The organism is Delftia sp. CH05 (assembly GCF_009827015.1).
Lineage (GTDB): Bacteria > Pseudomonadota > Gammaproteobacteria > Burkholderiales > Burkholderiaceae_C > Comamonas > Comamonas tsuruhatensis.
In genome coordinates this window covers 124,448-141,334 of the sequence record NZ_WUMG01000001.1, presented here as the reverse complement: position 1 = coordinate 141,334, position 16,887 = coordinate 124,448, and the positions used below count along the sequence as shown (strand labels likewise).

Genomic DNA, 16,887 nt, shown 5'->3' with positions numbered 1-16,887 from the left:
AACCCGCAGGCCTCAACCAGCCAGCAACTCGCGCAAGGCCTTGCGCATTTCCTCAGTCATTGCCCGCGCCAGCACCGACCCCGGCCGCTGGGGCAGGCTCAGGGCATTCACACCCACCGTGATGCGCGGCAGCAGGGGGACGACATGGACCTTGCGGCGGTCGGCGGCCAGGGCGGTGCAGCCGTCCATGATGGCGGCGCCCAGGCCGTACTCGGCCATGGACAGGGCCGCGTGGTAGGTCTGCACGGTGACCACGGGCGACAGGCCCACGCCGTGCTCGCGGCAGGCCTGGCCCAGGCGCATGCCCAGCGGGTCGCGCGCATCGAGAGCGACCACGGGCAGCTCGGCCAGGTCCTTGAGCTCCATCCCCTCTTCGCGCACGCGCGAGGGCGGCAGCAGGCCCTTGGGCAGCACGCAGAACATGTCCACCTCGGCCAGCAGCTCATGCTCCAGCGCGGGCTGGCCCACGGAGCTGATGACGAAGCCCACGTCGGCCTCCTGCAGCAGCAGGGCCGAGACCACCTGGGGCGTGTGCAGTGCCTGCACATGGACCTGCACCTGCGGGTGGCGGCGCCGAAAGCCGGCCACGGCGCGCGGCAGCACCTCGCGGCTGAGCGCGAAGACGGTGAGCACGGTGAGCCGGTCCGCTGCCCGGCCATGGCGCAGGTTGTCGGCCAGACGCTGGACCTCGTCGAGCTGCTCGAACAGCTTCTCGATGTGGGGGAACAGCGCCAGCGCCTCATTGGTGGGCGTGAGCCGCCCGCGTGCGCGCTGGAACAGCGCAAAGCCCAGCTGCAGCTCAGCGTGCTGCAGGGTGCGGCTGACGGCCGGCTGGGTGATGTTGATCAGCCGTGCGGCAGCGCTGACGCTGCCGGTCTGCATGACGGCATTGAAGACCTCGATGTGGCGCAGGCGCATGGGCCGTCCTCAGCACGGTCACTCTTGAGCGGACTGCGCGCGCGCCAGCCGCTCGCTTTTCCAGTACACGTCGTCGCCGCCATCCATGCGGTTGAGCACGCGTGCCAGCACGAACAGCAGGTCGGACAGGCGGTTCAGGTATTGGCGCGGCGCGGGCCGCATGGCCTCGCCCTGCTCCAGCGCCACCACCATGCGCTCGGCACGGCGCGCCACGGTGCGGCAGACATGGGCCTGGGCCGCTGCGCGGCTGCCGGCCGGCAGGATGAATTCCTGCAGCCGGGGCAGCTGCGCGTTGTAGTGGGCCAGCGCTTCATCGAGCTGCAGCAGGGCGTCGTCCTTGAGCAGTTCATAGCCGGGAATGGACAGCTCGCCGCCGAGGTTGAACAGCTGGTGCTGCACATCGACCAGCAGCTCGCGCACGTCGTCGGGCAGGGCCTCGCACAGCAGCAGGCCGATGTGGGAATTGAGCTCGTCCACATCGCCCATGGCGTGCGGGCGGCCGCTGTTCTTGGAGACGCGCGTGTTGTCGCCCAGGCCCGTGCTGCCGTCGTCTCCGGTGCGCGTGGCGATCTGTGTCAAACGGTTGCCCATGGGGTTCTCCTTGGCGATGCGGGGTGAAAAACAGGACCCGTGACGGCCCATCACCTGATTGTGCGTTACAGCCGGCACGCAAATGTTGTAGCAGGCAACAGCCGGCAAAAGTGCTGGCCCTGCTGCGCTGCAACAGGTGGAATGCAGTCATGTTCCACGTTCGACAAGGAGTTCGACACATGACCTCTCAACTGCGCAAAGTCTCCGGTTTTGAAATCCGCAGCGTGATGTTGTTCGCGGCCATTTCGCTGGGCAGCGTTGCTGCCATGGCGCAGGCTCCGTCCACGGCACCGCAGCCGACGTTTGGCGGCGGCTCGGCAGCAGGCGTGCAATCTGCGCCAGCACCCGCAGCACCAGCGGGCGGCGCCAACGAGGTGCAAGCCGCATTCGACCGCGCCGACACCAACCGGGACGGCAAGCTGAGCAAGAAGGAGGCCGAGGCCCTGCCCGCCGTGAGCAGCAATTTCGCCCAGATCGATGCCGACAAGAACGGATCGCTGTCGCGCGATGAATTCAGCAAGGCTGTCCAGCCGCGCTGACACCCGGATGCCTGGCGGCTGACCACACGGTTGGGCGACAGGGCCGGTGGTATTCTTTCCAGTTCCCCCTGGAGAACACCGATGAACGCCCCTGTCGCCCCCGTCCGCCTGCAGCCTGACTTCGCTCAGCGCCCCATTCCCGAAGCCTTCCTCCAAGCCCTGGCCCAGCGTTTCGGCGCCCAGTGCTCCACGGCTTTGGCGGTGCGCGAACAGCACGGCCGCGACGAGGGCGCCATCCAGGCGCCCCCGCCTGCGGCCGTGGTCTTTGCCGAAAGCACGCAGGACGTGCAGGACGCGCTGAAGCTGGCCGACCAGCATGCCGTGCCGGTCATCCCCTACGGTGCTGGCTCCTCGCTCGAAGGCCATCTGCTGGCCGTCGAGGGCGGCATCAGCCTGGACCTGAGCCGCATGAACCGCATTCTCTCGGTCAACACCGAGGACCTGACTGTCACCGTGCAGCCCGGCATCACGCGCAAGCAGCTCAACGATGCCATCAAGGACACGGGCTTCTTCTTTCCCATCGATCCCGGCGCCGATGCCTCCATCGGCGGCATGACCGCCACGCGCGCCAGCGGCACCAATGCCGTGCGCTACGGCACCATGCGCGAGAACGTGCTGGCGCTGGAACTGGTCACGGCCAGCGGCGAGCTGATGCGCACCGGCACGCGCGCCAAGAAAAGCAGCGCGGGCTACGACCTCACGCGCCTGATCGTGGGCAGCGAGGGCACGCTGGGCGTGGTCACCGAGATCACGGTGCGCCTGTACCCGCTGCCCGAGGCCGTGAGCGCGGCCATCTGCTCCTTCCCCAGCATCGAGGCCGCCGTGCGCACGGTGATCCAGACCATACAGATGGGCGTGCCTATTGCCCGCGTGGAGCTGGTGGACGTGAACTCGGTGCGTATGGTCAACGCCTACAGCAAGCTCACGCTGCGCGAGGAGCCCATGCTGCTGATGGAGTTCCACGGCTCGCCCACGGGCGTGAAGGAGCAGGCCGAGATGGTGCAGGACATTGCGGGCGAGTTCGGCGGCAACGCCTTCGAATGGGCCGAGCGTCCCGAGGACCGCACACGATTGTTCACGGCCCGCCACAACGCCTATTTCGCGGCTGTCTCCAGCCGCCCCGGCTGCCGCTGCATTACCACCGACGCCTGCGTGCCCATCAGCCGCCTGGCCGATGCACTGCTGGACTCGGTGCGCGAGGCCGACGACAGCGGCATTCCCTACTTCCTCGTCGGCCACGTGGGCGACGGCAACTTCCACTTCGGCTACCTGATCGACCCGGACAACGAGGACGAGCGCTCGCGCGCCGAGCAGCTCAACCACCAGCTGGTGTCGCGCTCCATCGCGCTGGGCGGCACCTGCACGGGCGAGCATGGCGTGGGCATCCACAAGATGGATTTCCTGCGCGAGGAAGCCGGCGACGGCGCGGTGCAGATGATGCGCTCCATCAAGCAGGCGCTGGACCCGAAGAACATCCTGAATCCCGGGAAAATCTTCAGCCTCTGAGTCCCTCCGCCTCGGCCTTCTCGCGCAGGAAGTCGATCAGCGTGGTGATGGCCCGCGTCTGGTAGCGGGACGGCATGTACAGCAGGTACTGGCGCGTGGCCAGAAAGTCCAGGCTGCCCGGCGGCAGCGGCAGGCGCTCAAGCGCGCCGCTGGCCAGCTCGGCCGCCACCATGTAGCGCGGCACCACGGCCACGCCCAGGCCCTGCAGCACGGCATCGCGCAGGAAATGGAAGTTGGGCGACATCAGGCGCGGGCGTATGCGCAGCTCGGTGGGCCGCGCGCCGTTCATGCCCGCCGTGCGCAGCTTCTGGCCCGTGAGCGCCGAGGTGATCAGCGGCACGCGCTTGAGCGCCAGCAGCGAGTCGGGGTGGCCATGCTGCGCCAGGAACTGCGGCGTGGCGCAGGCCTCGTAGAGCACGTCGCCGAGCTTGCAGGCCACCAGGCTTTCGGGCGGCTCGGTCATCACGCGCACGGCGAAGTCCACCGCGCCCTGCATCAGGTCCTCGATGTCGTTGTCGAAGATCACCTCCAGCGTGATGCCCGGATGCATGCGCATGAACTCCGTCAGCCAGCCCGACATCTGCAGCTGGCCGTAGCCGCTGGGCACGCTCAGCCGCACGGTGCCCTGCAGGCTCTGGCCCAGGCTGTCCACCGACTCGGCCGCCGCCATGACCTCCTGGCGTATCGCCCGTCCATGCGCGTACAGGCGCAGGCCCAGCTCGGTGGGCTCGACCTGGCGCGTGGTGCGGCGCAGCAGCTGCTGGCCGATCTGGCGCTCGAACTGGTTGAGCCGGTGGCTGACGTTGGCGCGGCTCATGCCCAGGCGCACGGCGGCGCGGCTCAGGTTGCCGGCTTCGATGATGTCCACCAGCAGGGACAGTCCGCCCAGATCCATTGTCAAACCTCAGTACACACAATGTCCATTTTTTAGCACGATTGTCAAAGTCAATAAACGAATGAAGAATGCGGGCCTGCCCGGGCATCACCGGCCCGTCGCGGTTTTCGTGGTTCGACAAGGTTTCGCATGAGTGCTCTCCCCTCTTCCCTGCCGCTGGACGGCGTGCGCGTCCTGGATCTTTCGCGCGTGCTGGCCGGCCCCATGTGTGCCATGGCGCTGGCCGACCTGGGTGCCGATGTCATCAAGGTCGAGCACCCGGGCCGCGGCGACGACACGCGCGACTGGGGCGTGCGCGTGGGCCAGCGCAACACCTCCTACTTCAACAGCGCCAACCGCAACAAGCGCTCGGTCACGCTGGACCTGCAGGCCGAAGAGGGCCTGCGCATCGCACGCGAGCTGGCGGCCGACAGCGATGTGGTCATCCAGAACTTCAAGGTCGGCGGCGCCGAAAAGCTGGGCCTGGGCTACGAGCAGCTGTCGCAGCTGAACCCGCGCCTGGTGTACTGCTCCATCTCGGGCTACTCGCGCAGCGGCCCCGAGGCCACGCGGCCCGGCTACGACCTGGTGGTGCAGGGCGAGTCCGGCATCATGGCCATGAACGGCGAGCAGGGCCAGGGCCCGCTGAAGTTCGGCGTGGCCGCCGTGGACATGTTCACGGGCATGTACTCGGCCCAGGCCATCCTGGCCGCGCTCTACGAGCGCGAGCGCAGCGGGCGCGGCCGCCATGTGCAGATGGCCCTGTACGACTGCGGCCTGATGATCACCAGCTACTACGGCATGGAGGCCTTGCTCAAGGCCGGCGACCCGCCCAAGTTCGGCAACGCCCATCCGTCCATCGTGCCCTACGGCGTGTTCGAGGCGGCCGACGGCCCGCTGGTCATCACCGTGGGCAACAACGGCCAGTTCCAGCGCTTTTGCACCGACGTCATCGCCAAGCCCGAGTGGGCCGCCGACGAGCGCTTTGCCACCAATACCGCACGCTCGGCAAACCGCGATCTGCTGATGCCGCTGGTGCAGGCCGAGCTGCTGCGCTTCACGCGCGCCCAACTGCTCGAATGCCTGACGGCCGCGCAGATTCCCTGCGGCGAGGTGCTGGGCCTGTTCGAGGCCCTGAACTCGCAGCGCACGGCCGACGCCGGCCTGCTGCACCGCTTCGAGGACAGCGAGGCCGGCAGCCAGTCCGTGCTGGCCCCGCCCTATGCGCTGGACGGCCAGCGCCTGCCCGTGCGCCGCCCGCCGCCGCACCAGGGCGAACACACCGACGAGGTGCTGCAGCAGCGCCTGGGCCTGGACGAACAGGCCCGCGCCGCGCTGCGCGCCAAAAACATCATCTGAGAGCGCGCAGACGTTCCCACCCAGACCGCTCCACGGCTCTCATTTCCACCCCTTCCCGCTTGAGGAGACATATGACTTCCACCCCCTTCCAGGCCTCGCGCCGCCAGATCCTTTCCGCCGCCTGCGCCACCGCCATCGCCACGCTGGCCCCCGCCGCACGGGCCCAGAGCCAGTGGCCCGACAAACTGATCAAGCTGACCGTGGCCTTCCCGCCCGGCGGCCCCACCGACACGGCCGCGCGCATCGTCGCCCAGCGCCTGACCGAGCGCCTGGGCCAGACCATCGTCATCGACAACCGCCCCGGCGCCTCGGGCTCGGTGGGCACGGCGGCCTTCATCAAGTCGCAGCCCGACGGCTACTCGCTGTCCATGTTCGGCATGCCCGCGCTGCTGGCGCCCATGCTGTTCAACAACAACCTGTACGACGTGCGCAAGGACTTCCTGCCCGTGGCCACGGTCTATGACCTGCCCATGGCCATCGTCATCAACCCGCGCGAGCTGCCGGACGTGACCAACCTGCAGCAGCTGATCGAGCACGCCAGGAAGGCCAAGCCCGCGCTGAACTACACCAGCTCGGGCACGGGCAGCTTCGGCCACCTGTCCATGGAGCAGCTCAAGGACCTGGGCGGCTTCGACATGCAGCACGTGCCCTACCGCGGCAGCGCGCCGGCCGTGACCGACCTGATCGGCGGCCAGATCGCCGTGATGTTCGCCGACGTGGTCGCGGCCCTGCCCCACATCCAGGCCGGCAAGCTGCGCGCCATTGCCGTCAGCTCGCAAAAGGCCAAGCAGCTGCTGCCCAATGTGAAGTCGGTGGCCGAGCAGGGCTTCCCCGGCTTCGACGCCGACACCTGGGGCGGCCTGATCGCCCCGCTGAACACGCCTCCCGCCGTGGTCCAGCGCCTGAACCAGGAGCTCAAGCTCATCCTGGCCGAGCCCGAGCTGCAAAAGAAGATGCTGGCCGCAGGCGCCATCGCCACCTACCAGGACGGCGCGGCCATGAAGGCGCGCCTGAATGCCGACTTCACGCGCTGGAGCAAGATCGCGAAAGACAAGAACATCTCTTCGCAGTAAGAACACAGAGCGCCCCACGATGCGCCTTCAGGGCATGCCGCAAGGCATGCCCTTTTTTGCTTTTTGACCCCGCCATCCGCAGCGTGCGCCAGGTTTCGCTGCCGGGCCGCCCCAAGGCGAAACGCGGCCCCCTCGGGGGGCGCCCGGCCAGGGGCAGCGGACCATGCGAAGCAGGGGGAGCGTGGGGGCTACTTCGACAGATCCATGATCATGCGCGTGGCCAGGTACAGGCGCGGCACGATGGTGTTCAGCTGCACATACTCCGCATCATTGGAGTGCGCGCCGTAGCCGCTCAGGCCAAAGCCCTCGATGACCGCACCCTTGGCCTTGAGTGCCGCAAACGCCGCGTCGGTGCCGCCGCCCGTGGCCTTTTCCATCACGCTCATCTTCAGGCCCAGCTCATCGCTGTAGATGGTCTGCGCCTGTTTGGCCAGGCTGCGCGAGGCCTCGTTGGCCTCCAGCGGCGGGCGGCGCACTTCGAACTTGAGCTGCACCTTGCTGGCGTCCAGCAGCTTGTGGCCCACCTTGGCCTGCATGGCCTGCTCCAGCGCCGTGAAGTCGGCCACGCGCAGCGCGCGGGCGTCGGCCTGGGCCGTGGCCTCGGCGGGAATGACGTTGCGGTTGGTGCCGGCCTTGGCCACGGTCCAGTTGAGCTTGAGGCCGGTCTCGGGCTTGGACAGGTCCTTCATCTGCAGCAGCTGGTGCGACAGCTCGTACAGCGCATTCACGCCGTCCTCGGGCTTGGCGCCCGCGTGCGAGGCCTTGCCCTCGACCTTGAGGTAGGCCGCGCCGATGCCGCTGGTGGCCAGGCGCACGCCGCCGTCGGTGCCGCCGCCTTCGAACGAGAAGACCGCATCCTGCTCGGCGCCCAGGCGCGTGATGGTGCTGCGCGCGCCGGGCGAGCTGATTTCCTCGTCGCTGTTCATCAGCACGGTCAGCGTGCCGTAGTTGTCGAAGCCCAGCTGGCGCAGCATGGCCACGGTGTGCAGGATCAGGGCCACGCCCTGCTTGTCGTCGGCAATACCCAGGCCGTAGGCACGCTCGCCGTCGATGCGAAACGGCTGGTCCTTGAGCATGCCGCGCAGGTAGACCGTGTCCATGTGGGCGATCAGCATGATGCGGCTGGTGCCCTTGCCCTTGAACTCGGCATGCACCATGGGGCCGATCTTCTCGGGCGTGTCACCCAGCCGGTAGACGTCGGTGGGCTGCAGGATCTCGACCTTGCCGCCCTGCTCGCGCAGCTTGCCGGCCACGTAGTTGGCGATCTGCTCCACGCCCTCCATGTCCTTGCTGCCCGACTCGATGTGCACCAGCTCGCGCAGCGTGTCCAGCAGGGGCTGCTGGTGCTTTTGCGCCAGCGCCTGGATATCGGCCTTGGGCGCAGCCAGGGCACTGCCGGACAGGCCGGCCATGGCAAGGGCCAGCGCCAGCGGGGCGCTGCGGAACATGAGGGAAAGTGGTGCGAAGGCGGAACGCATGGACAGGTCTCCTGTGTTGAAAAGTTGTGCCTGCACGATAGCAGGCGCCGCGCAGGGCGCACGCAATTGCCGTGCCTGTTTTGTCCATCTCTGCGCCCAAAGCAAAGGCCCCGCAAGCTTGGGCCTGCGGGGCCTTGTGGGGAGCGCGACCCGGTATCAGCCCGCGCTCAGCGCCATGCCGCTTTTCCGGCTCACGCCATCGCCCACGACCACGGCCGACACCACGCTCAGCACCAGGGCAATGGCCGATCCGTAGAACACGCCGTGGCTCATGCCGTGGTCCAGCATGTAGCCGAACACCGGCGCGGCCAGGCAAAAGCCCAGGTCCAGGCCCGAATACACCGTGCCGTAGACCCGGCCCGTGGCGCCGGGGGGCGCGGCGCGCTTGATCAGCATGTCGCGCGAGGGACCGGCCAGGCCCGTGCCCAGGCCCGCGATGGAGGCCACGGCCACGGCCGCCATGGCCGGCAGCCAGCCCGTGCCGACCAGGAACAGCGCAACACCCGAGCCCAGCATGCAGATGGAGATCACCTTCTCCAGCCGCTGCACGCGGCCCACGAGGAAGCCACCGGCCAGCATGCCTGCCGCGCCGCAGAGCATGTAGCCCGTGACGATCAGCGCCGTCACGCTCAGCGGCAGTCCGTACATGGACTGCATGGCGGGGCTGGCAAAGCTCTGGATGGCGCTGAGCGCGCAGGTGCTCCAGAAGAAGAACGAGAAGCACAGCCAGACCGAGGGCAGCTTCAGGAAGGCCATGGGATGCTCCTGCGGCACGGCGGCCGCAGCGGCGCGCGCCGCGGGGGCCTGGGCATCGGCCGCACGGTCGTCCAGCGCCTCGCGGTTGAGCACCATGATGGTGAGGATGACGGCGGCCAGGGCCGCGCCGCACAGGCAGGCCAGGCGCCACGAGCCCGTGGCCGTGGTGATGCCCGCCATGAACAGCGGCGCCAGCGCCCAGCCGATATTGCCCGACAGGCCGTGCACCGAGAACGCATGGCCGATGCGCTTGGCCGACACGCGCTTGTTGAGGATGGTGAAGTCCACCGGGTGGAAGGGCGCATTGCCCAGGCCCGCGAAGAAGGCCGCCAGCAGCAGCATTCCATAGCCCTGCGCCAGGCTGGCGACCACGCCCGCCACGGTGAAGCTGCCCAGCGCCGCAAACAGAATGGGGCGTGCGCCGAAGCGGTCCACGGCAAAGCCGGCCATGGCCTGTCCCACGCCGGAGACCACGAAGAACAGCGACACCATCACGCTGAGCTCGGCATAGCTGTAGCCGAACTCGGCGATCAGCCACGGAAACAGCGGCGGCAGCAGCAGGTGGAAGAAATGCGAGGAACCATGCGCCAGGCCGATCAGGCCGATGGTGCGCACATCGCTGCGCAGCGGGTCCGGCGCCACGGCGTCCGGCATGGAAGAGAAAGAGGCGGTCATGGGCCGCATCTTAGGCAGCAGCGTTTCGTCTTGTATGCGATAGTCTGCCAACTTCTGTCGCAAACATGCCAAAGCCTGTCTCCACACCCGGCACCCCTGCCCACACCCTTGCCGACACTTGTGCCGACACCCTGCCCAGCGCCTGCCCCGCAGCCGCACTGCGGTCGGTGCGCAGGGCCCGGCCGATGGAGCCGGTGGAGGCCCTGCATCCGCACCTGTTCGTGCCCACGCCCCAGCGCCCCGTGCGCGCCAAGCAGCACCGCCTGTCGGCACGCACGCGCGTCATACCGCACAGCCACAGCTGGGCACAGATCGCCATCTCGCTGGACGGCGTGCTGCACCTGTCGGCCCCCCAGGGCACGCTGATCGCCCCACCCTCCAAGGCCGTGTGGATTCCGCCCGGCCTGGTCCACGCCGTGGCCATGGTCGAGGAAGCCGATCTCGTCTCCATCTACGTGCTGCAGGACGATCCGGCCCAGGGCCCCGTACTGCCGGACCTCCCGCCCTGCGGCGTGGCCTGCAACCCGCAGGACTGGGCACGCTGCCGCGTGCTGGAGGTTTCGCCGCTGATGCGCGAGCTGATCACGGCCCTGCCCAAGCAAAGCGATGACCAGCCCGCCCCGGACGCCGCCACCCTGCAGCGCGAGCACCATCTGAGCGCCCTGCTGCTGGAAGAGCTTCGCCGGGCCAGCGAAGTCCACCTTGGCGTGAACATGCCCCAGGACAAGCGGCTGCGCATGCTCTGCGAAGCCGTGGTGGCCGACCCCACCCAGCACGAGAGCCTGGCCGACTGGGCGGCAGACACCGGCGCCAGCCCGCGCACCGTGGCCCGGCTGTTCCAGCAGCAGCTGGGCTGCAGCTTCACCACCTGGCGCCAGCAAGTCGTGCTGGCCCACGGCCTGAGCCTGGCCGCGCGCGGCCTTCCCATACAGCAGATCGCGGCCGAGCTGGGATACAGCCCCAGCGCCTTCAGCGCCATGGTGCACCGCACGGTGGGCATGCCTCCGGCACGGTTCTTCGGGCAGCAGGCCGGCTCCGCTGCCCACAGGGTCGGATCAGGCGCTGTATCGCGGCCGATCAGGGAATGACAGGGAGCCATCGCCTCTTCGCGATAGCTGATCCGATATAGGGTTTGCCTAAGGCCAGCCCATGGAATAGGGCGGCGCCCTGCGTGCTCTTATGCCGCATGATCTCCACCGCCGAGTCGCGCTACAACCAGTGGGTGCGCGAGCACTACCGATTCCTGCTGCGCAGCGCCTGGGCGCTGACCGGCTCGCGCGCGCTGGCCGAGGACGTGGTGCAGGACTGCTTCACCAGCGCCTGGCGCTTTCGCCACCAGCTGCGCGAGGCCGCGATGGCGCGGGCCTGGCTGTTCCAGATCATGCGCCGCCATGCCTTCCGGCACCTTGCGCCATCGGCCCATCTGGTCAGCGATGACGAGGCGCTGGACCAGCATCCCGCCCCCTCCCCCTCGCCTTCGGCGCTGGACGACCGGCTCGACGTGGTCAAGGCGCTGTCGCGCATCGCCCCCATCCACCGCGAGGTGCTGGTGCTCTACTACTTCGACGACATGCCCACGGCCCAGATGGCCGAGGCCCTGGACATTGCGCCGGGCACGGTGCTGTCGCGCCTGTCACGCGCCCGCGATGCGCTGAAGGCGGCGCTGGAGCAGGCCGCCCCGGCGCCTGCCCCAGAGACTGCCAGCGTGATCCCGCTGCGCCCCACCCCGCTGCGCGCCACACGATACCAAGGCTTGAAATGACTGCCCCGGACACGACCGACGAATCGGCCTTCGACCTGCGCGCACGCGCCGAACTGGCCCTGGCCTTCGACCCCGGGCCGCACGGCGAGCCGCCCGCCCATCTGCTGCGCCACACGCCCTGGCATGCGCGCAGCGGCGTGCGCCGGCTGATCGCCGCGCTGCTGGTGGGCAGCTCGGCCGCCACCGCCGTGTTCGCCATGCGCCCGCCCGAGCTGGTGCGCGCCGCCATCGAGCATGAGTACTACGAGCGCACGCTGCGCGGCAGCTTCATGCCCGAGGCCGAGGTGGCGCGCCGCCTGGACCTGCCGGCCGGCGAGAAGCTGCCCGGCTACACCCAGCTGATGCGGCCCTGCGATATCGACGGCACGCGCGCCTACCACCTGACCACCTTCTTCGAGAAGGGCGGCATCGTCACCGTGCTGGCCTTCGACCAGCCCCAGCGCCTGGCCGATGGCCAGGGCTGGTGGGCCAACATGCACTGGCAGGTCGTTCGCTCGCGCGAAGGCCGGCCGCTGGTGCTGGTAGCCCAGAAGAAACAGGCCCTGGCCGTGGCCAGCAAGGCCCTGGGCACCCCTGCCCCATGAGATGCCCCATGACAACCACCACGAGGAGACACCCATGAACCACTTGCCGACATCGCCCACCTCCCCCGCGCGCCGCAGCCTGCTGGCCGGCAGCGCCAGCGCACTGGCCGCCGCAGGCCTGGCCGGCCTGCACCAGGGCGCACTGGCCCAAGCCCAAGCCCAGGCCCAGGCACCCGCAGCTGCGGCAGCACCGGCGGCCAAGCCCCTGCCCGGCTACGCGGGCTGGAAGAAGGCCGATGCCCTCATCGTCCACAGCTCCACCACCATAGAGACGCGGCGCGGCGCCTTCGGCACCAGCGTGATCACGCCCAGCGACCAGCTCTATGTGCGCAACAACCTGCCCACACCGCCCGAATCCATCGTGGCCGACCGCGATGCCTGGCAGTTGCAGGTGGGGGGCGTGCGCCAGCCCCGCAGCCTCAGCGTGCGCGAGCTCAAGTCCCTGGGCCTGGAGACCGTGGCCATGGTGCTGCAGTGCTCGGGCAATGGCCGCGCCTTCTTTCCCAGCAAGCCCAGCGGCACGGCTTGGACCGTGGGTGCGGCCGGCTGCGTGGTCTGGAGCGGCGTGCCCGTGCGCGAGGTGGTCAAGGCCCTGGGCGGCGTGTCAGACGGCGGCCTCTACATGACCGGCACGGGCGGCGAGGTGCTGCCTGCGGGGCTGGACCCCAAGAGCGTCATCGTCGAGCGCTCGGTGCCGCTGTCGGCCATGGAAGACGCGCTGCTGGCCTGGGAGATGAACGGCGAGCCCATCCCGCTGGCCCACGGCGGGCCGCTGCGCCTGATCGTGCCCGGCTACACGGGTGTGAACAACATCAAGTACATCAAGCAGCTGGCCTTCACGCCGCGCGAGAGCGAGGCCCACATCATGTCCCACGGCTACCGCATCTCGCCGCCCGGCAGCAAGGGCGATCCGAGCCAGCCCTCGGTGCAGGAGATGAGCGTCAAGTCCTGGATCAACTCACCCCTGCACGAGGACGGCGGGCAGGCCGCCGGCCTGGTGCAGATCCACGGCGTGGCCTTTGGCGGCATGGACGCCGTCAAGGGCGTGGAGGTGTCCACGGACGGCGGCAAGAGCTGGCAGGCCGCGCGCCTGGTTGGCCCCGACCTGGGCAAGTACGCCTGGCGCCAGTTCGTGCTGCAGGCGCGCCTGCCCAAGGGCACGCATGTGCTGGCCAGCCGCGCCACCGACGCGCGCGGCCGGGTCCAGCCCGAGACGCGCGGCGAAAACCAGAGTGGCTACAACAACACCAGCTGGGCCGACCACGCCGTGACCGTCACCGTGGCCTGAACACGGCCCGCGCGCTCATCCCGCCTCCCTTCTCTTCACTCCCGTCACCTCCCGCACACGGCGCCAGACCGTGGCGGGCCCGTACCCCCATTGCCATGTTCACGATGAAACACCTGATCCACACCGCCCTGCTGGGCAGCACTTTGCTCGGCAGCGCCCTGCTGTGCGCCCCCGCCTTTGCCAATGAAGCGGCCCAGATGGCCCTGGGCAAGAAGCTGTTCGCCACGGCCACGCCCGCCTGCGCGCTGTGCCACACGCTCAAGGACGCGGGTGCCGAGGGCGCCATCGGCCCCGTGCTCGACGAGCTGCAGCCCGATGCCGCGCGCGTGGCCCGTGCCCTGCGCGACGGCATAGGCGCCATGCCCTCATTCAAGGCCTCGCTCAGCGAGGCCGATATCGCCGCGCTGTCGCTCTACGTGAGCAAGGCCAGCGCGAAGAAGTAGGCGCCACGCACAGCCGTCACCGGCGTTCCCGCATTTCGCGCAGCGCCTTCTCGTAGGGTGTTTCCTCGGGTTCCGGAACATGCACCACGGCCTCGCCGGCACCGCCCAGCGGCATGCGGTAGACCCAGAGGCTGTGCCGGCCCGGTCCCTGGCGCTGCCAGGAGGGCTCCACGCCGGGCAGCGCAAAGTCCAGGCTGACCAGCCAGGCGCCCTCAGGCAGCTCCGTGGCGGCCTTGACGGCTGCACGGCCCATGCTTTCAGGGCGCTGGAACAGGTAGACCATCTGGTAGCCGCTCCAGTCGGCCAGCCAGATATCGGCGCGGCGCACACGGGCCCAGGGGCAGCGCAGCGCGCACAGCCAGCGCAGCGGCCAGCTCCACTCCATGCCGTTGAGCCGCGCCTGCGGGTACTGCCCGCGCAGCGCGCGCAGGCCGTCACCCAGGCCGCAGCCGGCATCGAGCACGGCCGCGCCGTCCGGCAGCGGCGCGGCATCGGCCAGGCCTTGCAGCGCATCGGCGGGCGTGGGAAACAGCGGCGCATCGCGCCAGGCGTTGAGCGGGTAGACCAGGGCGAGCAGGCCCAGCGCCGCCAGCCACAGCCAGGGGCTGATGGCGGCCAGGCCGCCCGGCCCCCACAGCATCAGGCAGGACAGCGGAAAGCCCGCCGCCACGGCCAAGCGCCGCCACCAGGGCGTGGCCAGCAGGCTGGCGAGCACGCCCAAAAAACAGGCCGCCAGCCAGGCGGCCAGCGGCCCTAGGGTCGATTGCAGCGCGGCGTACACAAGCCAGGCGCCGGCCCAGGCAAGAAGGGCCGGGGCCGGCCAGGGAAGGCGCCGCATCATGCGCGCCCTCCGGCCGGGAGCCGCTTATTGCTGTTGCAGTGCTTGCGAGGTGGCACGGTCGAGGCGGCCGGTCTGCGGCAGGCTCTGGTCGCGCTGGAATTCGCGCAGGGCGTTCTGGGTGTTCTTGCCCATGGCGCCGTCAGGCGTGCCTGCGGTGTAGCCCAGGGCGTTGAGCTTTTGCTGCGCGGCGCGCAGCGACATGCCGGCGGCATTGGCGCCCGGAGCCGATGTCTGCGACGGTGCGGCACCGCCGTCCACGCCCAGGCGTCCACCGCCGCCCAGGCCCTGGCCCTTGACGGTCTGTGCCTTGTAGTTGCGCAGCGCGCGCACCATCTGGTTGTAGGCGTCCATGAAGGCGGCGGCGATCACCTTGCCTTCGGCCGTGCGCGTGTAGCCGCCCAGCGAGGCGCCGGCGGAGCCGCCGAACAGCGCGCCCATGCCGCCCCAGTCGGTCTTGGAAGACGAGCCTTCGGAAGCCGACACCTGCACGCCCGAACGGTTGTCCACCAGGGCCAGCATGACCGAGGCCTCGCGGGTCTTGGTGGCTGCAGCCAGCGCGCCGAAGATGCCGCCTGCGCGGCCGCCGATGGCGCCGCCCATGCCGCCGGCATCGCTCTGGTTGAAGATCACTTCGGGGGACAGGCCGTAGTCGGAGGCCACCATCTGGCCCTTGCCCAGGTTGCTGCCGCCGCGCATTTCGCCCGAGTCCATCAGCGCGCGTTCACGCGCCATGGCACCCATGCCGGCCGCGCCGCGTTCCACGACGATGAAGCAGTTGGACTGCTGGATCATCAGGCGCAGCAGCTGCGATGTGGGCGGCAGGCGGTACTGCTGGGTGAGGATGGTGTACCAGCCGGCGGTCTGGTTCTCGACCAGGGAGATGGTGCCCAGCGAGGAATCGCAGCGCTCCAGCTCGGTGTTGGCGTTCTCGGCGCTGGCACCGCCCGCGGCGCCCGTGGCCACGGTCTTGGCTTCCGGCGAACCCATGCGCATGTCGGTGGTCACGCAGCCGGTCAGCGCCACGGCGGCGATGGCAGTCAGGGCAAGATACTTCTTCACGTTGTAATCCTCTTGGTCTGGTCTAGGTGAATCAGCGCCAGGGCAATGGGCGTCCACGCACTGGCAGCGTCGCCAGTCAGCGATTACACACAATTACCCCGCATAACAGCGCGCAAATATACCGGGATTCACCCTTGCGAAAAAGCGCTGCTTTGCTGGAGAACGACAGATCACAGACGGTTACAAACTGTTGTCATCACTCGGGTGCATCGCCGCGCAAACGTTCGATCAGCCCGTTGAGCGCATCGAGCGAGCCGAACTGGATCGCCACTTCGCCCATTTCCTGCAGCTTGCCGCCCCGGCGCACGGACTTCTTGATGCGCACCTCGACATCGGCCATGAGCAGGTCGGACAGCTCTTCCTCCACGCGCTTGATGTCGCGCGTCTTGCCTTCCTTCTTGGACTTCTGGCGCACCAGGCTGAAGTCGGCGCCGATCTTCTTGACCAGGGCCTCGGCCTCGCGCACCGACAGCTTCTTGGCCGCGATCTGGTTGCCGGCTGTGATCTGGGCCGCGCGGTCCAGCGACAGCAGGGCGCGCGCATGGCCCATGTCGATGTCGCCGGCCATGAGCATGGTCTGCACCGGGTCGGCCAGGTTCAGCAGGCGCAGGATGTTGGTGGCCGCGCTGCGCGAGCGTCCCACGGCCTGGGCCGCCTGCTCGTGCGTGAGGCCGAATTCCTTGACCAGGCGCGACAGGCCCTGGGCCTCTTCCAGCGGGTTGAGGTCCTCGCGCTGGATGTTCTCGATCAGCGCCATGGCGGCGGCGGCCTCGTCGGGCACCTCGCGCACCAGCACCGGCACCTCGGCCAGGCCGGCGATGCGGGCTGCGCGAAAGCGCCGCTCGCCCGCGATGATTTCGTATTTGCCGGCGTGTTCGCCCTTGGCCAGGCGGCGCACCAGGATGGGCTGCATGATGCCCTGGGCCTTGATGCTTTCGGCCAGCTCGTAGAGCGCGCCCTCGTCCATGTGGGTGCGCGGCTGGTACTGGCCGGGCACCATCACGTCCAGCTGCAGGATGCTGGGCAGCCCGGTCTCGGCCACGGGGCCGCCGGCCTCTTCCTTGTCGTGGACCTTGGGGCCGAGCAGGGCTTCGAGTCCGCGTCCCAGTCCCTTGGGTTTCTTGGTCACCATGGTGTTGTC

17 protein-coding genes are annotated in these 16,887 nt (G+C 69.0%); 9 read left to right on the top strand and 8 right to left on the bottom strand.

Annotated elements, in window-relative coordinates:
• Window positions 1-12: 12 nt before the first annotated feature.
• The gene (locus GRX31_RS00640) at window positions 13-918 is read right to left on the bottom strand and encodes a LysR substrate-binding domain-containing protein (protein WP_016452275.1); all 906 of its coding nucleotides are present in this window, start codon (window positions 916-918) and stop codon (window positions 13-15) included.
• An 18-nt stretch (window positions 919-936) separates the two neighbouring features.
• Window positions 937-1,509 (bottom strand): cob(I)yrinic acid a,c-diamide adenosyltransferase, encoded by a 573-nt coding sequence (locus GRX31_RS00635; RefSeq protein WP_017405705.1) that lies wholly within the window; start codon window positions 1,507-1,509, stop codon window positions 937-939.
• Between the two features lie 179 nt (window positions 1,510-1,688).
• On the opposite strand from GRX31_RS00635, the gene GRX31_RS00630 reads away from it, so the two are divergent.
• Together GRX31_RS00630 and GRX31_RS00625 are read left to right on the top strand one after the other, a co-directional pair.
• Window positions 1,689-2,048: an EF-hand domain-containing protein gene (locus GRX31_RS00630; protein ID WP_043789497.1), complete on the top strand. Its 360-nt coding sequence runs from the start codon at window positions 1,689-1,691 to the stop codon at window positions 2,046-2,048.
• Between the two features lie 81 nt (window positions 2,049-2,129).
• Complete coding sequence (locus tag GRX31_RS00625) at window positions 2,130-3,554, top strand: FAD-binding oxidoreductase (protein ID WP_013799978.1); 1,425 nt, start codon at window positions 2,130-2,132, stop codon at window positions 3,552-3,554.
• On the opposite strand, the gene GRX31_RS00620 is transcribed toward GRX31_RS00625, so the two are convergent.
• Window positions 3,544-4,449 carry a LysR family transcriptional regulator gene (locus tag GRX31_RS00620; protein WP_016452279.1) on the bottom strand — a complete coding sequence of 302 codons (906 nt, stop codon included), beginning with the start codon at window positions 4,447-4,449 and terminating at the stop codon, window positions 3,544-3,546. The two genes, GRX31_RS00625 and GRX31_RS00620, sit on opposite strands and share 11 nt — an antisense overlap.
• Before the next feature lie 129 nt (window positions 4,450-4,578).
• Here GRX31_RS00620 and GRX31_RS00615 point away from each other — a divergent pair, with 129 nt between their 5' ends.
• Both GRX31_RS00615 and GRX31_RS00610 read left to right on the top strand, forming a co-directional pair.
• Window positions 4,579-5,787, top strand: a complete 1,209-nt coding sequence (locus GRX31_RS00615) for a CaiB/BaiF CoA transferase family protein (RefSeq protein ID WP_154832980.1) — start codon at window positions 4,579-4,581, stop codon at window positions 5,785-5,787.
• Between the two features lie 71 nt (window positions 5,788-5,858).
• Window positions 5,859-6,860, top strand: a complete 1,002-nt coding sequence (locus GRX31_RS00610) for a Bug family tripartite tricarboxylate transporter substrate binding protein (protein WP_012202001.1) — start codon at window positions 5,859-5,861, stop codon at window positions 6,858-6,860.
• Between the two features lie 188 nt (window positions 6,861-7,048).
• On the opposite strand, the gene GRX31_RS00605 is transcribed toward GRX31_RS00610, so the two are convergent.
• Both GRX31_RS00605 and GRX31_RS00600 read right to left on the bottom strand, forming a co-directional pair.
• Window positions 7,049-8,338 carry a M20/M25/M40 family metallo-hydrolase gene (locus GRX31_RS00605; protein ID WP_016452280.1) on the bottom strand — a complete coding sequence of 430 codons (1,290 nt, stop codon included), beginning with the start codon at window positions 8,336-8,338 and terminating at the stop codon, window positions 7,049-7,051.
• A 156-nt stretch (window positions 8,339-8,494) separates the two neighbouring features.
• Window positions 8,495-9,769 (bottom strand): MFS transporter, encoded by a 1,275-nt coding sequence (locus tag GRX31_RS00600; RefSeq protein WP_016447301.1) that lies wholly within the window; start codon window positions 9,767-9,769, stop codon window positions 8,495-8,497.
• Between the two features lie 65 nt (window positions 9,770-9,834).
• Here GRX31_RS00600 and GRX31_RS00595 point away from each other — a divergent pair, with 65 nt between their 5' ends.
• From GRX31_RS00595 to sorU, 5 genes are all read left to right on the top strand, one after another.
• Window positions 9,835-10,857, top strand: a complete 1,023-nt coding sequence (locus GRX31_RS00595; RefSeq protein ID WP_160851026.1) for an AraC family transcriptional regulator — start codon at window positions 9,835-9,837, stop codon at window positions 10,855-10,857.
• Window positions 10,858-10,955: 98 nt separating this feature from the next.
• Entirely contained in the window at window positions 10,956-11,531 is a 576-nt protein-coding gene (locus GRX31_RS00590) for an RNA polymerase sigma factor (protein ID WP_016452283.1), read from the top strand.
• Window positions 11,528-12,115, top strand: coding sequence for a hypothetical protein (locus tag GRX31_RS00585; protein WP_016447298.1), 588 nt, complete (start codon window positions 11,528-11,530; stop codon window positions 12,113-12,115). The genes GRX31_RS00590 and GRX31_RS00585 overlap by 4 nt, the downstream gene beginning before the upstream one ends.
• 34 nt (window positions 12,116-12,149) lie before the next feature.
• On the top strand, window positions 12,150-13,403 hold the full coding sequence (gene sorT, locus GRX31_RS00580; RefSeq protein WP_160851024.1) for a SorT family sulfite dehydrogenase catalytic subunit: 1,254 nt from the start codon (window positions 12,150-12,152) through the stop codon (window positions 13,401-13,403).
• Between the two features lie 95 nt (window positions 13,404-13,498).
• On the top strand, window positions 13,499-13,846 hold the full coding sequence (sorU, locus tag GRX31_RS00575; protein ID WP_160851021.1) for a SorU family sulfite dehydrogenase c-type cytochrome subunit: 348 nt from the start codon (window positions 13,499-13,501) through the stop codon (window positions 13,844-13,846).
• 16 nt (window positions 13,847-13,862) lie between these two features.
• Here the strand turns inward: sorU and GRX31_RS00570 are convergent, their stop codons facing one another.
• The 3 genes from GRX31_RS00570 to GRX31_RS00560 form a co-directional block, all read right to left on the bottom strand.
• Complete coding sequence (locus GRX31_RS00570) at window positions 13,863-14,687, bottom strand: class I SAM-dependent methyltransferase (RefSeq protein WP_160851019.1); 825 nt, start codon at window positions 14,685-14,687, stop codon at window positions 13,863-13,865.
• A gap of 24 nt (window positions 14,688-14,711) precedes the next feature.
• Window positions 14,712-15,746 carry a peptidoglycan-binding domain-containing protein gene (locus tag GRX31_RS00565; protein WP_016452287.1) on the bottom strand — a complete coding sequence of 345 codons (1,035 nt, stop codon included), beginning with the start codon at window positions 15,744-15,746 and terminating at the stop codon, window positions 14,712-14,714.
• A gap of 196 nt (window positions 15,747-15,942) precedes the next feature.
• Window positions 15,943-16,878, bottom strand: a complete 936-nt coding sequence (locus tag GRX31_RS00560) for a ParB/RepB/Spo0J family partition protein (protein ID WP_016447293.1) — start codon at window positions 16,876-16,878, stop codon at window positions 15,943-15,945.
• Between the last annotated feature and the right edge of the window lie 9 nt (window positions 16,879-16,887).

What these genes read in the sequence shown, in the direction of transcription:
- GRX31_RS00570 (WP_160851019.1), bottom strand. Translation starts at nt 14,687, where the DNA reads ATGATGCGGCGCCTTCCCTGGCCGGCCCCGGCCCTTCTTGCCTGGGCC.
- GRX31_RS00585 (WP_016447298.1), top strand. Translation starts at nt 11,528, where the DNA reads ATGACTGCCCCGGACACGACCGACGAATCGGCCTTCGACCTGCGCGCA.
- GRX31_RS00630 (WP_043789497.1), top strand. Translation starts at nt 1,689, where the DNA reads ATGACCTCTCAACTGCGCAAAGTCTCCGGTTTTGAAATCCGCAGCGTG.
- GRX31_RS00635 (WP_017405705.1), bottom strand. Translation starts at nt 1,509, where the DNA reads ATGGGCAACCGTTTGACACAGATCGCCACGCGCACCGGAGACGACGGC.
- GRX31_RS00625 (WP_013799978.1), top strand. Translation starts at nt 2,130, where the DNA reads ATGAACGCCCCTGTCGCCCCCGTCCGCCTGCAGCCTGACTTCGCTCAG.
- GRX31_RS00560 (WP_016447293.1), bottom strand. Translation starts at nt 16,878, where the DNA reads ATGGTGACCAAGAAACCCAAGGGACTGGGACGCGGACTCGAAGCCCTG.
- GRX31_RS00640 (WP_016452275.1), bottom strand. Translation starts at nt 918, where the DNA reads ATGCGCCTGCGCCACATCGAGGTCTTCAATGCCGTCATGCAGACCGGC.
- sorU (WP_160851021.1), top strand. Translation starts at nt 13,499, where the DNA reads ATGTTCACGATGAAACACCTGATCCACACCGCCCTGCTGGGCAGCACT.
- GRX31_RS00620 (WP_016452279.1), bottom strand. Translation starts at nt 4,449, where the DNA reads ATGGATCTGGGCGGACTGTCCCTGCTGGTGGACATCATCGAAGCCGGC.
- GRX31_RS00605 (WP_016452280.1), bottom strand. Translation starts at nt 8,338, where the DNA reads ATGCGTTCCGCCTTCGCACCACTTTCCCTCATGTTCCGCAGCGCCCCG.
- GRX31_RS00610 (WP_012202001.1), top strand. Translation starts at nt 5,859, where the DNA reads ATGACTTCCACCCCCTTCCAGGCCTCGCGCCGCCAGATCCTTTCCGCC.
- GRX31_RS00600 (WP_016447301.1), bottom strand. Translation starts at nt 9,769, where the DNA reads ATGACCGCCTCTTTCTCTTCCATGCCGGACGCCGTGGCGCCGGACCCG.
- GRX31_RS00615 (WP_154832980.1), top strand. Translation starts at nt 4,579, where the DNA reads ATGAGTGCTCTCCCCTCTTCCCTGCCGCTGGACGGCGTGCGCGTCCTG.
- GRX31_RS00595 (WP_160851026.1), top strand. Translation starts at nt 9,835, where the DNA reads ATGCCAAAGCCTGTCTCCACACCCGGCACCCCTGCCCACACCCTTGCC.
- sorT (WP_160851024.1), top strand. Translation starts at nt 12,150, where the DNA reads ATGAACCACTTGCCGACATCGCCCACCTCCCCCGCGCGCCGCAGCCTG.
- GRX31_RS00590 (WP_016452283.1), top strand. Translation starts at nt 10,956, where the DNA reads ATGATCTCCACCGCCGAGTCGCGCTACAACCAGTGGGTGCGCGAGCAC.